Origin of the sequence: Roseibium sp., assembly GCF_965233565.1 — a bacterium.
Lineage (GTDB): Bacteria > Pseudomonadota > Alphaproteobacteria > Rhizobiales > Stappiaceae > Roseibium.
The window spans coordinates 6199968-6213499 of the sequence record NZ_OZ247494.1 but is presented as its reverse complement, the minus strand read 5'-3'; the positions used below and the strand labels follow the sequence as shown (position 1 = coordinate 6213499).

Genomic DNA, 13532 nt, shown 5'->3' with positions numbered 1-13532 from the left:
TTCCTGAAAATCAGAAATGAACGCTCGACAATTCGCTGTCATTTGCGTTCATCGGTTATCAGACCCCTTCCCGTTCCATTTTGATCGCTCCGCAAGGACATTCGAAGGCGCAGAGACCGCAGCCCTTGCAGTAGTCGTAGTTGAACTGAAAGCGATTTCCTGGGCCGAGCTTGATCACGGCGTTGTCCGGACAGATGCCGTAACAATTGTCGCATTCAAAGCAGTTGCCGCAGGAAAGACAGCGGCGCGCCTCGTAAAGCGCATTGTCGTCCGTCAGGCCCTTGAGCACTTCCTCAAAACCGGTCTGCCGACGGACGGGATCCAGCTGGTCCTGTTTGCTCTGCGGTGCGTCGTCGTAATACCAGGGATTGATGTTTTCAAAGGTGGCCAGTTCCGGCTTGTCTGCTTTTGCGTAGGTTTCCCCGCGCAGCCAGGCGTCGATGTTGCGCGCTGCCTTCTTGCCGTGCCCGATGCCGACCGTGACCGTTCGCTCCGCCGGCACCATGTCGCCGCCGGCAAACAACCCTGCCCGGCCCGTCATCATCTGATCACTGACCGTGACCACACCATCGCGAGCAATCTCGACTCCCTCGACCCGTTCCAGGAAGCTGGTGTCGACGTTCTGGCCAAGCGCCAGAATCAGCGTGTCGGCCTCAATCGTCTCGAACTCTCCCGTCGGCTGCGGTCGGCCGCTATCGTCAATTTCCATCTTCTCGACTGTCACGCTTGACCCGTCGATCTCCTTGATGGTGCGCAGCCAGTGCATCAGGACGCCCTCGTCCTCGGCTTCGGTTGCCTCGAAATCATGCGCCGGCATTTCCTTGCGCGACCGGCGATAGACAATCATGGCCTCGTCGACACCGAGGCGCTTGGCGGTTCGGGCAACGTCCATCGCCGTGTTGCCGCCGCCATAGACGATCACCCGGCGGCCGAGTTTGGGCGGTTCTTCGCCAGTTTCCATGTCCTTCAGGACGCTGACGGCGTCGAGGATCTTGCCCGCCGCATGGGCCGGAATGTCGATCCGTTTGGCAAGATGCGCCCCGACCGCAACAAAAACCGCGTCGAAGCCTTCCTTCGTGAAGGCAGCGTCAATATCGTCAACCTTGGTGTTGAGTTCCAGGGTCACACCTGTGTCCAGGATGCGCTGGATCTCATAGTCCAGGACGTCCCGGGGCAACCGGTATTTCGGAATTCCGAAACGCATCATGCCGCCCGCCATCGGCCCAGCTTCACGGATCGTGACCGCGTGCCCGAACCGGCGCAGGTGATAGGCGGCACTCAACCCGCTCGGACCCGCACCGACCACAAGAACATGCTTTCCGCTCGGCTCTGACGGGATGTTCGGTTTCCAGCCCTTTTCAAACGCAATCCGGCCCAGAAACCGTTCGATGGCATGGATCGCTACGGGCTCGTCCATCTGGCCGCGATTGCAGGCATTTTCGCACGGGTGATAACACACACGCCCCATGACGCCGGGCATGGGGTTGTCTTCCATTAACGCCTGGAACGCCTGCTCATAATCGCCCTCCTCGGCGTGAAACAGCCATTTCTGGATGTTTTCACCGGCCGGACAGGCGTTGTTGCAGGGTGGCAGGCGGTCCAGATAGACCGGCCGTTCGGTACGCCAGGATCCGGTCTTGTTGGCAAGGCTGGTGCTCGGATCAAGCGTGATGGCAAATGGCAGTTCGTGGGTCATGGCGCCGTCCTTTCTCCGAGAAGATTGAAGCGCTCGATATTCGCGTCGGCCATGCGCTGAATAGCAGCGATGCAATCCCGGTCCTCGTGGCCCTTCCGGAAAAGATGTGCAAAGCGCTTCTGGAGTTTCAGATAGTCCTCGACCGGCACCTTTCGCCGGATCTTCTGACTGCGCACGACTTCGCCATGTTCGGCTTCAAACAAAGGGAAAAGACCGCTTTCGACGGCCAGGCGCGCCAGCAGGATCGTATGCTCGGTGGCCGAGCCCCAGCCGAGCGGACAGGTCACCAGAACGTGGATGTAACGCGACCCGCTCATGCCCATGGCATGGGTCACCTTGGCCTCCAGATCATGCAGATCGGCGACCGACGCAGTTGCGACATAGGGAATGTTATGGGCCATCGCGATCAGAGGCATGTTCTTGCCGGTGCCGAAGACATTGCCCGGCGCATTGCCCACGGCAGGCGTGGTCGCCGTGCGCGCAGCCGGCGGTGTTGCAGATGACCGCTGCACGCCCGTGTTCATATAGGCCTGGTTGTCGTAACAGATGTAAAGCACATCGTCGTTGCGTTCGAACATGCCGGAGAGACACCCGAAGCCGATATCCGTCGTGCCGCCGTCGCCGCCCTGGGCAACGACACGGGTTTTCCCCTTGCCGCGTCGACGCATGGCCGCAGCCACGCCCGTCGCGACCGCAGGCGCATTGCCGAAAAGGGAATGGATCCACGGGATCTGCCACGAGGTTTCCGGATAGGGCGTCGTAAAGACTTCCAGACAGCCGGTGGCATTTACCGCCACCATGTCGCCGCCGGAGGCGCGCATCGCAGCGTCGAGGGCAAAGCGCGCGCCAAGCGCCTCGCCGCAACCCTGGCAGGCCCGGTGACCGGATGTGATCGCGTTGGAGCGATCAATGGAAGATTGCACGCTGCGCGCTTCCGCATCCATCAGCCTGTTGCCAACCGTGTGGGTTCCGGTCTGGTAGAACTTCACCCGTTGCAGTGCCGTTTCCTCGCTCATGATGCTTTGCTCCGCTCTGCCGCAGGACGGTTCTGGATGGCCTTAAGGACGCTCTCGGCCGCCGGCCCGGCGTGACGCATCTCGGCTGTGCGCGCGATCTCTCGATCAACCACGGCCTGGTTCATGCCAAGGAAGGTGACATCGGAAAGGTCACCGGCCTGTGCCGCATTGGCGATGCCGGAAATGCCTTTCATTGTGATCGGTCGTCCGCCAAGTCCGGCAATCACTGTGTGTACCGGCTGCGTCGTTTCGCGGAGCGCCATGCGCACATTGGAGGCCAGAACGCCGCCGAGGCCGGGCGCCAGGCTCTTTTCCACCACAACGACCCGCTTGGCGTTCACAAGAGCGGCTTTCAGCTGGTCCAGGGGAAACGGGCGGAATGAACAGATGCTGACGGACCCGACTGATCGACCTTCTGCGCGTTCCTGATCGACGACGTCCTTGATCGTGCCATTGACGGATCCGAGGGCTACGAACACGGTGTCGGCGTCCTCTGCCTTGTTGGAATGCACCAGCCCGCCAGAGTCTCGCCCGAATACCTTCTTGAAGATCGTGCCAATTTCGGGGATCAGTTCCAGGGCTTGGAGCTGCTTGTGATGCGCCAGATAGCGCACTTCGGTGAAGGCGTCGGGACCGACCATGGCACCGATGGAGTAAGGATCTGCAGGGTCCAGCACCTGCACTGGCTCATAGGGCGGCAGGAAGGCGTCGACTTCTTCCTGGGTGGGGATGTCGAGACGTTCATAGGCATGGGTCAGAATGAACCCGTCCATGCAGACCATGACCGGACAACTCAGTTCTTCGGCCAGACGAAAGGCCTGGATGTGAAGATCGAGGGCCTCCTGATTGGTTTCGGCAAAAAGCTGAATCCAACCGGCATCCTTCATCGACATGGCGTCGGTGTGATCGTTCCAGATGTTGATCGGCGCACCGATGGCCCGATTGCCAAGGGTCATGACGATCGGCAAACCGAGACCGGAAGCGTTGTAAACCGCCTCCGCCATGAACAGCAGCCCCTGGCTGGCCGTCGCAGTGTAAGCCCGCGCGCCGGCGGCCGAAGCGCCAATGGCAACGGACAGGGCCGCAAATTCGGATTCAACGTTGATATATTCGCAGTTCTCAAGCGCACCTGACTTCACCAGAGCGCCGACGCCCTCAACAATGTGGGTCTGCGGAGTGATCGGATAGGCGCAGACAACTTCGGGCCGACAGAGTGCGACAGCTTCGGCGACGGCAGCGGAGCCTTCAATCTGTTTAAGCATGGACTTTCTCCGTCCGGGCAGCAATGTCGAAGGCTTCACGTGCGGCGGCCACGTTTGCGGCTCCGACCTGCCCCGGGAATTTTTCGGCAATCGCTTCTTCTACCGCCTTGAGCGAGACTTTCCCGCACATGGCAGCCAGGCTGCCGAGCAAGGCAGCATTGGGCAGCGGTCTGCCGATATGCCTGCGGGCGATCTCGCTGGCGCCGACATCCCGGAAATGGTTTTCCGGAAAGCCGGCAGCAAAGTCTGCAATGCCCAGTTCTTCGAAGCTGCGGCGGGAATTGATCAAGATGTATCCGGTCGCGTCGAGGCCGGAAAAAAGATCAACGGAATGGATCAGGGTCGGATCCTGGATCACCAGGGCATCGGGGTGCTCGACCGGTTCGCGGGAGCGGATCTCGCTATCGGCAATCCGGCAATAGGAGACCACCGGAGCGCCCATGCGCTCAGACCCGAAACTTGGAAAAGCCTGCGCGTGCTTGCCTTCCTTGAAGGCCGCGATCGACAACAGTTCGGCGGCGGTGACCACACCCTGACCGCCCCGGCCGTGAAATCGTACCTGGAACACGTCCTCTCCCCCGTTCAAGCATCCGGCGCTTGTCGCAACCGGACATTGAGGGAGCGTACAAAGACCCGCTCAGACCAACATTGACCTGTCTCAATCAGCTTTAAGAGCGCGGAGTTCAGCGTTTAAGGGCTAGATGTGAAACGCAAGCGAGAGTGTCAGGAGAGCGGCTGGCCGTTGACCCAGACACCGGCAACGCCGAAGTCCTCGTCAAGATGCACCAGATCCGCCGCTCGCCCTTGTTGCAAGTGTCCCAGCGGCCGGTCAAGGAAGTCGGCGGGGTCGGCAGTCGCCATTGCAAGCGCCGCATCCACCGGCATGTTCAGCGTCCCGGTCAGGTATCTTAAGGAAGCGGGCAGATCGATGTCTGCGCCGGCCAGTGTGCCATCCGCAAGGGTCAGCGTGCCGTCCCGGCGGAAAATCTCGCGTCCACCGAGGTGAAAGGAGGTCACATCGGTGCCGGTCTGTGACATGGCATCAGTCACCAGGAAGATACGACCAGGGCCGTTCTTTGCCTTCAACGCAACCTTGATCGCGACCGGATCGACATGAACGCCGTCGGCGATCAGTCCTGCGCTCAGGCTTCCAAGATCGAGGGCCGCGCCCACCAGTCCCGGCTCCCGGTGCTGCAACGGGCTCATGGCATTAAAGAGGTGGGTGACGCAGGACGCCCCCGCCTCTGCAGCCGCCTTGCACTCCCGATAGGAAGCACCGCTATGGCCGAGGCTGACATGGATGCCGCCCTCCGCAAGCCTGCGGACCTGATCCGGGGTGACGGTCTCCGGTGCAATTGTCACGATCAGGCTGGGCAGCTGCCTGGCGGCGAACAGGTAGAGTTCAATATCGTCTTCTGTCATGGGCCGGATCAGATCCGGGTCATGCGCGCCCTTGCGCCCCTTGAAAAGATGCGGTCCTTCAAGATGAAGCCCCTGGAAACCGCGCACGCCGCGCGCCCAGGCCTCGATCCCGAGCTTGACCACCTTGCGTGTTGTTTCAGGTGTGTCGGTGATCAGGGTTGGTGTCAGGGACGTCGTGCCGAGCCGCAGGTGGGCATGGCAAATGCGTGCCATGTCCTCGACACTCTCCGCATCGCCGAGCATCAATCCACCGCCGCCATTCACTTGCAGGTCGATCAGTCCCGGTGCAAGGATCCCGTCGCCGAGATCAACCTGACGCTGGTTTTCGTCGAGCTGATCGAAGGAAACCAGACCAGAAATCACGCCGTCGGCGACAACGAGCGCAGCTTTCTCGTGAAGCGTCCGGCCGTCAAAGATCCGGCTGCAAAGATAGGCGGTTGCGGCGGTCATACCGTCTGCGTCACCTTTTTCAGATGTTTGGGAACATCGGGATTGAAGCCCCGATGACGTGCGAACCACTCGATGAAGGCGTAGAAAGACACGATTTGCACAAGCGCGTCGGTGAGCGGGTGGTCTGCCGAGACAAACGGCAATTTGTGCGCGCGCAGCACCTTGTCGCTGGTGGCAAAAACGCTGCCGCCCTGATCGACCATGCGGTCAGCGGCCTGAGCAAGCCCTTCTTCCGCCGCATCGCGCACGCCAAGCGCCAGGATGGGGTAACCGTTTTCGACGATGGAAACAGGCCCGTGCATCACTTCCGCAGACGAATAGGCCTCCGCATGAATCTGGCACGTTTCCTTGAACTTAAGGGCAGCTTCATGGGCAATGGCGAGACCGGGACCACGACCGATCACATAGAGCGATCCACGTTTTTCAATCGGCTCGGCCAAGGCCCGCCAATCCATGTCGATGGCCTTTTCGAACTGCCCGGGAAGATCTGCCAGCGCCTTGAGCAAAGTCTTGTCGCCGCCGATTTCGGCCAGCAGCAACAGCCCCGCAAGAACGGAGTTCACAAAGGTCTTGGTTGCGGCAACGCTGCGCTCAGGTCCGGCGCCGATATCCACCGTCGCCTTGGACAAACGGGCAAGCGCGCTGTCGGCTGTATTGGTCAGACCGACCGTGAAGGCCCCCTGCTTGTCGGCGCTTTCAACAACCGACAGGATGTCCGGACTTGCACCGGACTGCGAAATGGCGATCACAAGTGCCTGATTGAGCTTTACACGACCGCTATAGATGGACGACACCGACGGGCCAAGCGAGGCCATTGCCAGGCCAAGATAGATTTCGGCCGCGTATTTCAGAAAGGTTGCCGCGTGATCGGACGACCCGCGCGCCACACTTGCCAAAAACACAGGCGCCCCTGCCCTGGCTGCAATCTCGCGAATTTCTGGAGCACCGTCCGCTAGAAGACGGCGGGCAGCGTCGGGGATCTCTTCAATCTCCCGCCGCATATGCGTCGGGGCGTCTAGGTTCAAGGCTTCGTTCATAAGATCTAGTCTTCCGAAATTTGAAGTTCGGCAATGAAGTCATAGGCATCGCCGCGGTAAACGGATCGGGTGAATTCAACGACATTGCCGTTGGCAAGATAGGAGACGCGCTCGATCTTCAGCCCTGCGGACCCCGCCGGGACACCAAGGATATCGGCATCGATCGGCTCAAGATTGCGGGCGGAAATTCGCTGGATCGCCCGAACCGGTTGCAGCCCCGCCCCGCGCAGGATCGCGTAAAGCGAGCTGGTCACTTTCTCCGGATTGGGCAGAATGTTTTCAGACAGGGAAGCCCGCTCGATCGCCATCGGCGTGCCGTCGGCCTTGCGCAGCCGCTCGACCCGGGCAACACGCTGTCCGGACGTCAGGCCAAGCGTAAACATTTCTTCGGGTGATGCCGGAAACAGGCCGCGGCGCAACCACTCGCTGCTCGCCGACAGGCCGCGACGTGCCATATCCTCGCTGAAAGACGTCAGGCTGGACAGGCGCTGCTCGACCTTGTGAACCTTGGGAGCCACGAAAGATCCGCTGCCGCGTTTCTGTACAACGATCTGATCTTCCACCAGCCCAGCCACCGCCTTTCGGACGGTGACCCGGGACAGGTCGGTGATGGATGCAATCTCCCGCTCAGACGGCAAGGGTTCATTCTCTTTCAGAACACCCTCGTCAATCGCCTGCTGAATACGCCGCCGCAACTGCAGATACCGGGGACCGCTGGAGTTTGCCAGCCAGTCGCCATTTTCCAGCATCGTGATAAACTCGGTCATGAAACGAGGCGCCTCAGGTGATGAAAATAATACCTTTCAGATACCAATTTAAACTCTATCGAAACCGAAAATCAAGTGATAAAAGTCACCGAACTCCCCTTAACCCCTTCCAGACGCCAATCGGTCTGTCGCGAGTTCCGCTTGCCTTTGTAGGCATATTTCGCGATATGACACTGACCGCAGCCAGTTTTCAGAAACCATGAATTTGCCGACGACCGAAGACCGGGACCCACTCTCGATTGGCCTCTCCACCAAGTCAGACGACGACGTCCTGGCCTTGCTTCTGCTTCGGCAGAAACAGGCGTTGGACGCGGTCGAACGGGCCATTCCGCAGATCAGCCGCGCCGCAGATGCCCTGAAACGCGCAGCGCAGGCCGATTCCAAAATCGGGTACTCGGGCGCTGGCAGTGCCGGCCTCACCGCGCTATCCGACTGCCTGGAACTACCGGGAACGTTCGGCTTCCCACCGGAACGCATGCGCATGCTCTATGCCGGAGGCGCAGAGAATCTGCTGCATCTTGCCGGGACACATGAAGACGACGAAGCCGCAGGACATCACGATTTCCAGAAGTCCGGACTTGGCAAAGGCGACATTCTGATCGGCGTTTCGGCCAGCGGCTCAACCCACTACACACTCGGCACATTTCAGGCAGCCAAAGCAGCCGGAACAGAAACGATCGGCCTTGCCAACAATCCGAACACACCACTGCTGGAACTTTCCGATCACCCGATATTGCTCAACACGCCGGCCGAAATCATTGCCGGCTCTACGAGGCTTGGCGCCGCCAGCGCGCAAAAGGCTGCGCTCAACATGATTTCAACGCTGGTAGCCCTGCGCCTGGGCCATGCCGTGCGCGGGCATATGGTCAACCTCGTTGCCGACAATGAAAAACTGAAGGCGCGAGCACATCGGATCCTGCAGGACCTGACGGGCTGCACCGCAGAAGCTGCCGAGAGAAATCTGGAACAGGCAGGCGGACGGGTCAAAACGGCAGCTCTCATGATTCTCCAGAATATCGACGCAACTCGTGCAGAACAGATTCTGGAAGAGCACAGCGGCAACCTGCGCCCCTTTCTTTAGGCCTCAGCTTACCCGGCAGCCAAACGCATTGCCCGGCCACCGCGCCTGGCGTCACCTCCGTGACGCCTGCTGCACCCTTTCGTGTTTTCGACAATAGGCGCCTCCCCTCAGACCCCAGACCCAATTCGTTAAAAAAGTCATGCCAATGGCTTTTTGTGGTTTACTAGACGTTCAATTGGTTGCATATTGGTATTATAACTGGATGCTAACAAATGTAACCCAGAGGCGTTTCAGCTGGCAATGACCACCTGTTTTGACATTGGCGGTTCCTTTATCCGTCACGGGACCCTGCAAGACGACGGTTCCGTCGTTGAAAGCGGCCGCGTTCCAACCCCTGGGAAAGACTGGCAGGCCTTTGTTGATGCTATCGACAGCTGTTCCGGAACAGACCGGGGACCGATTTCGATTTCCCTGGCAGGCGCTTTCGACGACCGGACCGGTTTTGCCGATGTTGCCAACATTCCCTGCCTGCACAAGCGGTCCGTCAAGGCTGATCTTGAAGCCGCACTGAAGCGCCCGGTTCTGATTACAAACGATGCCAACGCCTTTGCACTTGCCGAAGCCATAGATGGCTCCGGTCGTGGCAAATCCGTCGTCTTCGGCATCATTCTCGGAACCGGTGTCGGTGGCGGCCTCGTTGTGAACGGACATCTGGTCAAGGGCGTTGGCGGCATTGCCGGCGAATGGGGTCATGGTCCGGTTGTCGATCCGACCGCCGGCGGACAGCTCAAGGGCCTTGAGCATTACCCTTGCGGTTGTGGCCAGACCGGATGTATCGACGCAGTTTGTTCTGCGCGTGGCATGGAAAAAATCCATCTGACGCTGCACGGGAAGGCACTGTCCAGCAAGGACATCACGTCTGCCTGGCATCGCGGCGATGTGGAGGCAACGCACACCATCGAGGCCTATGCCACTCTCCTGTCCCGCGCTCTTTCCGTCCTTGTCAACACGCTCGGGCCAGATGCCATCCCGGTGAGCGGTGGATTGTCGGGCGATGAGGCCCTGCTTTCGCTGATCGATGGCAAGACCCGGTCACTTGTGCTTGCTCACTATGCCGACCCGCTGGTGTTCAAGGGCCAGTTTGCCGAAAACGGCGGCCTGCACGGAGCCGGCATCGTCGCCCGTACAGCGTATAGCGAGGCACTGACATGACCCACATTCCGCTGGAGGTTTGCGTCGACACGCTGGAAGGCGCCTGGATCGCCGCTGAAAACGGAGCCGATCGGATCGAGCTATGCTCCGCCCTGTCCGAAGGCGGATTGACACCGTCCTTGGGTGTTATGACGGCTGCTGCAAAACTGCCGGTGCCTGTTTACGTGATGATCCGTCCGCGTCGGGGCGGATTTGCCTATTCGGACCTGGAGAAGGCGGCGATGCTGCGGGACATCGAAGCCGTAGAGCATGCCGGCCTTCAAGGGATCGTGCTTGGCGCCGTCGACGATCATCAGGCGCTGGACCGAGATTTTCTGAGCGTCGCACTCAAGAGCACATCGCTTGCCGCCACGCTGCATCGGGCAATCGATACGGTTCATGACTATGGACAGGCTGTTGAAGATGCCATCGCGCTCGGCTTTGAACGTATTCTGACCTCCGGCCAGGCGGACAAAGCCGAATTGGGAATGGACCGATTGCATCAGGCAGCCCGAGTTGCAGCCGGACGCCTCTCCATCATGGCCGGCTCTGGCGTTAACGCCGCCAATGCAGCACGCATTTTGAGACATGCCGGCGTTTCGGAGCTGCACGCATCCTGTTCCAAACCCAAAGGCGATGTTCCTCCGCCCTCTACCGCTGAAACACGATTGGGTTTCGTTGCCGCGACGGGCACAAGAGATACCGATGCCGGTCTTGTCCAAGCGTTGCGACATGCCATGGACCTGCATGCGGAGGACGCAGCATGAGAACCGGATATGTTGGCCTCGGTGCCCGGATCGCGAATGTCAGCAGCTGCCTTCAGAACGTCTCGAATGCGCTCGATCCGGTCGCCTATGTCGATCCGACACCTGCGGGTCTGTCTCATGTGGAGCGCAGAAGCGGCAATACGCTGACCGCTCATGATGATCTGGAAAGCATGCTGAAGAAGGAAAAGCTTGATCTTTTGATGATCGGCTCGCCCAACTTCATGCACTTGGATCATCTCCGGACCGCCTTGCAGTCGGACGTGAAATACATCTTCTGCGAAAAGCCGGTTGTGACCACGGAAGCTGAAACCTTCGAACTGCTGTCTCTGATGAAGACGCATGGCGGCGAAAAGCGCGTGATCGTCGGCCTGGTGCTGCGCTACTCACCGCTTTACACGGAACTGCAGAAAAGCCTGAAGGCCGGCCAGCTCGGTAAGGTGGTTTCGATTGAAGCAGCTGAGCATATCGGCCCCTATCACGGTTCCTTCTTCATGCGCGACTGGCGCCGCTACGAGAAGAACTCAGGTGGTTTCCTGCTCGAAAAATGCTGCCACGACCTGGATCTCTACCAGGGGATCACGGGGTGCCGGGCACGCTACGTTTCCAGTTTTGGGGGACGCAAGAGTTTCGTGCCGGAAAACCGACCGGAAGCAGATCACAGCTTCCCGGGACCTGTCTACAAGGATCGGGTCGACCCGTTTACACCGCGCTGGGGTGGCGGCAATGCGGATTTCGACAGCGACGGTGACATCATCGACTACCAGACAGCGCTGATCGAATATGAAGACGGTGCCAATCTGTGTTTTCACACCAATCTTTACGTGCCTGACGAGTTCCGGCGTTTTGCCGTTATGGGAACAAAGGGCATGGCAGAGGGCGACTTCATCCGGAACTATTACCGGGTACACGACGCGCTGACATCGGCATGCCTGATCGACCGGCCGCAGCTGGTCGATGCCGGCCGTGACGGTCACTACGGCGCTGACGACGCCATGGCCAGGGATCTCAATCACTATTTCGAAAACGGCGGCAGCCTGCCGGTTGGCGTTCTGGATGCGCTGGAAGCGGGCCTGACCGCAATCAAGCTGGATGAGGCGCGCAAGGCCCGGGCCGTGCTCGACCTTGCCGAGACCTGGCAGCAATTCGACAGCTACGGCCTGGCTTAGGGGGGAGCATGGCACAGACCAAGAAAAAGACGGACTATTTCCCGTATCTCCTGCTGGTACCAGCATCGCTGGTGATGCTGGCGATTGTCGCCTACCCGCTCTACGAGACGTTCCGCCTGTCTTTCACGAACACCAGCATGAGCCCAAACTTCCAGTATGTCGGGCTGGACAATTACGAGAAGCTGATGTCACGCCGCTTCCCGGAAGTGATTGCGCGCACCTTCTACTGGATGAGCCTGTCGGTGGCCCTCAAGATGCTGATCGGTACGCTTGGTGCGGTGTTGCTCAACGCCATGGTTCCGGGACGCGCCCTGTTCCGAGTTCTCGTCATGCCGCCCTGGGTCATTCCGATCGCGATTGGCGTTTTCATCTGGGGCTGGATGTATAATGGTCAGTTCGGCATGATCTCGGGCATTGCGCAACGGGTCGGCATTCTCGACGCGCCGTTTGAATTCCTCGCCTACAAGAACTCCGCCTTCATGGCGACCATCGTCACCGATGTCTGGATCGGCGTTCCGATGGTGACGCTCTATCTGCTTGCGTCCATGCAATCCATTCCGAAGGATCTCTACGAGGCCGCATGGGTCGACGGAGCCTCCCGCTTCTATCGCTTCCGCCGCATCACGCTGCCGCTGATCATTCCCTCGATCGCGACCATGGCGCTGTTGTCGGCAATCGCGACCTTCAATTCCTTCGACATCATCTGGATCCTGACGGAGGGCGGCCCGCGCGGCGCCACGACAACGATGATCATCGACACCTACAAGACCGCCATCAGCCGCTTCAAATACGGCGAAGGCGCGGCCCGGACGGTGATGATCGTACTGTTCCTCGGCTCCTTCACGCTGGTCTATTTCCTGCTGCTGTCGCGCCTTGCCAAGAGGAGCCCGAACAATGCTGCATAAGTATCGCTGGTACGAATATGTGCTGATCTATTTCGGCCTGGCAGTGTTCCTCACCTTTGTGCTGGCGCCCTTCGTGGAAGCTTTCGTGGTGTCGCTGCGGCCGCTGACCAGCCTGTTCTCCATCCCCTACCGGTTCATCACCGATGAAATGAGCTTCGATGCCTATTTCACCATGTGGGAGAACGTGCCGCTTCTGTGGATGTACATGCTCAACTCGTTCTTCATTGCAACGGTTGTCACCGTACTGGGTCTGATCTGCATCATTCCGGCGGCATATGCCTTTGCCCGGTTCGAGTTCCCGGCACGCAACTCACTGCTCGGCATCTTCATCGCCGTCAACATGTTCTCCGGCGCCGTCCTGATCATTCCGCTGTTCAAGCTGATGCAGCAATACGGTCTTTTGAACACCTATTTTGCCATGATCGCACCTGGCACCGCTTTCGTGATCCCGACCGGGATCTGGCTTCTGCGGTCTTATCTGGTACGCATCCCGAAGGAGCTTGAGGAAGCTGCCTGGGTGGATGGGGCCGGTAAGATCTACACGCTCTGGCGCGTGATCATTCCCGTCGCCTTGCCCGGCATCGTAGTGGTCACGATCACCGCCTTCATCACCGCCTATGCGCAGCAGTTCATTTATGCGCTGACCTTCAATTCCGTGAACGAGCTGAACCCGCTGCCGGTCGGCCTGTTCCAGTTCTTCGGACGACAGTCGGTCGTCTGGAACGAACTCATGGCCGCCAGCCTCGTCGGCATTCTGCCGGTGCTGTTCGTCTATGTGTTCTTGCAACGCTACATCGTCGCCGGTCTGACGGCAGGCGCTGTCAAAGAATAA

Annotated in this window: 13 protein-coding genes; 6 read left to right on the top strand and 7 right to left on the bottom strand. The window is 59.5% G+C overall.

The window, feature by feature from the left end; genetic code table 11:
• Nucleotides 1-58: 58 nt before the first annotated feature.
• The 7 genes from ACO6TG_RS28250 to ACO6TG_RS28220 all read right to left on the bottom strand — a co-directional run bounded on the left by ACO6TG_RS28250 (nucleotide 59) and on the right by ACO6TG_RS28220 (nucleotide 7650).
• Complete coding sequence (locus ACO6TG_RS28250) at nucleotides 59-1696, bottom strand: NAD(P)-binding protein (RefSeq protein ID WP_422376253.1); 1638 nt, start codon at nucleotides 1694-1696, stop codon at nucleotides 59-61.
• Nucleotides 1693-2712, bottom strand: coding sequence for a thiamine pyrophosphate-dependent enzyme (locus ACO6TG_RS28245; RefSeq protein WP_422376252.1), 1020 nt, complete (start codon nucleotides 2710-2712; stop codon nucleotides 1693-1695). Before ACO6TG_RS28245 ends, ACO6TG_RS28250 begins: the two co-directional genes overlap by 4 nt.
• Nucleotides 2709-3974 carry a pyruvate ferredoxin oxidoreductase gene (gene porA / locus ACO6TG_RS28240; RefSeq protein WP_422376251.1) on the bottom strand — a complete coding sequence of 422 codons (1266 nt, stop codon included), beginning with the start codon at nucleotides 3972-3974 and terminating at the stop codon, nucleotides 2709-2711. Before porA ends, ACO6TG_RS28245 begins: the two co-directional genes overlap by 4 nt.
• On the bottom strand, nucleotides 3967-4542 hold the full coding sequence (locus ACO6TG_RS28235; RefSeq protein WP_422376250.1) for a 2-oxoacid:acceptor oxidoreductase family protein: 576 nt from the start codon (nucleotides 4540-4542) through the stop codon (nucleotides 3967-3969). The genes porA and ACO6TG_RS28235 overlap by 8 nt, the downstream gene beginning before the upstream one ends.
• A 155-nt stretch (nucleotides 4543-4697) precedes the next feature.
• Complete coding sequence (gene nagA, locus ACO6TG_RS28230; protein ID WP_422376249.1) at nucleotides 4698-5846, bottom strand: N-acetylglucosamine-6-phosphate deacetylase; 1149 nt, start codon at nucleotides 5844-5846, stop codon at nucleotides 4698-4700.
• Nucleotides 5843-6883, bottom strand: a complete 1041-nt coding sequence (locus ACO6TG_RS28225) for an SIS domain-containing protein (RefSeq protein ID WP_422376248.1) — start codon at nucleotides 6881-6883, stop codon at nucleotides 5843-5845. The genes nagA and ACO6TG_RS28225 overlap by 4 nt, the downstream gene beginning before the upstream one ends.
• Before the next feature lie 5 nt (nucleotides 6884-6888).
• The gene (locus tag ACO6TG_RS28220; protein ID WP_094070604.1) at nucleotides 6889-7650 is read right to left on the bottom strand and encodes a GntR family transcriptional regulator; all 762 of its coding nucleotides are present in this window, start codon (nucleotides 7648-7650) and stop codon (nucleotides 6889-6891) included.
• 199 nt (nucleotides 7651-7849) lie between these two features.
• On the opposite strand from ACO6TG_RS28220, the gene ACO6TG_RS28215 reads away from it, so the two are divergent.
• The 6 genes from ACO6TG_RS28215 to ACO6TG_RS28190 all read left to right on the top strand — a co-directional run bounded on the left by ACO6TG_RS28215 (nucleotide 7850) and on the right by ACO6TG_RS28190 (nucleotide 13532).
• The gene (locus ACO6TG_RS28215; RefSeq protein WP_422376247.1) at nucleotides 7850-8731 is read left to right on the top strand and encodes an N-acetylmuramic acid 6-phosphate etherase; all 882 of its coding nucleotides are present in this window, start codon (nucleotides 7850-7852) and stop codon (nucleotides 8729-8731) included.
• A 240-nt stretch (nucleotides 8732-8971) separates the two neighbouring features.
• Nucleotides 8972-9883 (top strand): ROK family protein, encoded by a 912-nt coding sequence (locus ACO6TG_RS28210; protein WP_422376246.1) that lies wholly within the window; start codon nucleotides 8972-8974, stop codon nucleotides 9881-9883.
• The gene (locus ACO6TG_RS28205) at nucleotides 9880-10629 is read left to right on the top strand and encodes a copper homeostasis protein CutC (RefSeq protein WP_422376245.1); all 750 of its coding nucleotides are present in this window, start codon (nucleotides 9880-9882) and stop codon (nucleotides 10627-10629) included. Before ACO6TG_RS28210 ends, ACO6TG_RS28205 begins: the two co-directional genes overlap by 4 nt.
• Nucleotides 10626-11795: a Gfo/Idh/MocA family protein gene (locus tag ACO6TG_RS28200; protein ID WP_422376244.1), complete on the top strand. Its 1170-nt coding sequence runs from the start codon at nucleotides 10626-10628 to the stop codon at nucleotides 11793-11795. Before ACO6TG_RS28205 ends, ACO6TG_RS28200 begins: the two co-directional genes overlap by 4 nt.
• A gap of 8 nt (nucleotides 11796-11803) precedes the next feature.
• Complete coding sequence (locus ACO6TG_RS28195; RefSeq protein ID WP_094070599.1) at nucleotides 11804-12700, top strand: carbohydrate ABC transporter permease; 897 nt, start codon at nucleotides 11804-11806, stop codon at nucleotides 12698-12700.
• Nucleotides 12690-13532, top strand: a complete 843-nt coding sequence (locus ACO6TG_RS28190) for a carbohydrate ABC transporter permease (protein ID WP_094070598.1) — start codon at nucleotides 12690-12692, stop codon at nucleotides 13530-13532. Before ACO6TG_RS28195 ends, ACO6TG_RS28190 begins: the two co-directional genes overlap by 11 nt.

Coding starts and splice junctions, on each gene's coding strand:
- ACO6TG_RS28250 (WP_422376253.1), bottom strand. CDS start 1,696: ATGACCCACGAACTGCCATTTGCCATCACGCTTGATCCGAGCACCAGC.
- ACO6TG_RS28245 (WP_422376252.1), bottom strand. CDS start 2,712: ATGAGCGAGGAAACGGCACTGCAACGGGTGAAGTTCTACCAGACCGGA.
- porA (WP_422376251.1), bottom strand. CDS start 3,974: ATGCTTAAACAGATTGAAGGCTCCGCTGCCGTCGCCGAAGCTGTCGCA.
- nagA (WP_422376249.1), bottom strand. CDS start 5,846: ATGACCGCCGCAACCGCCTATCTTTGCAGCCGGATCTTTGACGGCCGG.
- ACO6TG_RS28225 (WP_422376248.1), bottom strand. CDS start 6,883: ATGAACGAAGCCTTGAACCTAGACGCCCCGACGCATATGCGGCGGGAG.
- ACO6TG_RS28220 (WP_094070604.1), bottom strand. CDS start 7,650: ATGACCGAGTTTATCACGATGCTGGAAAATGGCGACTGGCTGGCAAAC.
- ACO6TG_RS28215 (WP_422376247.1), top strand. CDS start 7,850: ATGAATTTGCCGACGACCGAAGACCGGGACCCACTCTCGATTGGCCTC.
- ACO6TG_RS28210 (WP_422376246.1), top strand. CDS start 8,972: ATGACCACCTGTTTTGACATTGGCGGTTCCTTTATCCGTCACGGGACC.
- ACO6TG_RS28205 (WP_422376245.1), top strand. CDS start 9,880: ATGACCCACATTCCGCTGGAGGTTTGCGTCGACACGCTGGAAGGCGCC.
- ACO6TG_RS28200 (WP_422376244.1), top strand. CDS start 10,626: ATGAGAACCGGATATGTTGGCCTCGGTGCCCGGATCGCGAATGTCAGC.
- ACO6TG_RS28195 (WP_094070599.1), top strand. CDS start 11,804: ATGGCACAGACCAAGAAAAAGACGGACTATTTCCCGTATCTCCTGCTG.
- ACO6TG_RS28190 (WP_094070598.1), top strand. CDS start 12,690: ATGCTGCATAAGTATCGCTGGTACGAATATGTGCTGATCTATTTCGGC.